Consider the following 763-nt stretch of genomic DNA (forward strand, 5'->3'; position numbering starts at 1 on the left):
CCAGCCCTTGTGCAGGAAGATGTAGATCAGCGTGGTCGCGAGACCCGTGAGCATGCCTGCAACAGCACCGGTGTTGTTGATGCGCTTCGTGAAGATGCCCATCATCAGTGCCGGGAAGATCGACGACGCTGCCAGACCGAAGGCCAGAGCCACCGTCTGCGCCGCGAAGCCGGGCGGGTTCAGACCCAGATAGGTCGCCACAACGATCGCCACGGCCATCGAGATACGGGCGGCCAGAAGCTCGCCTTTTTCCGAGATGCCCGGATTGATCTGCGACTTGATCAGGTCGTGCGAGACCGCCGACGAGATCGCCATCAGAAGACCAGCCGCCGTCGACAGAGCCGCAGCCAGACCACCGGCCGCCACCAGCGCGATCACCCAACCCGGCAGGTTGGCGATCTCGGGGTTGGCGAGCGTGATGATGTCGCGGTTCACGGTAAGTTCGTTGGCGTCGCTCGCATTGTACTCGATGCGGCCGTCGCCGTTCTTGTCGTCGAAGGACAGAAGACCGGTCTGGGCCCAGTTACGCACCCAAGCGAGGTTCTGGTCGTTCTCGATCGCGGTCATTTCCACGGCCGGCTCGTTCACGCCATTCGGGTAGAAGGTCGAAACGAGGTTCAGACGCGCCATTGCACCCACAGCCGGAGCGGTCAGGTAGAGAAGCGCGATGAACACCAGCGCCCAACCCGCCGAGGAACGCGCGTCGGCGACCTTCGGAACGGTGAAGAAGCGCACGATGACGTGGGGCAGACCGGCGGTACCG

1 protein-coding gene is annotated in these 763 nt (G+C 63.4%); it reads right to left on the minus strand.

The window, feature by feature from the left end; translation table 11 throughout:
• Positions 1 to 763 (minus strand): VC_2705 family sodium/solute symporter (locus B3D39_RS01995; protein ID WP_286789327.1); only part of this gene is annotated, 763 nt, incomplete at both ends.

This window comes from Thioclava sp. UBA3469 (assembly GCF_002378135.1).
Lineage (GTDB): Bacteria > Pseudomonadota > Alphaproteobacteria > Rhodobacterales > Rhodobacteraceae > Thioclava > Thioclava sediminum.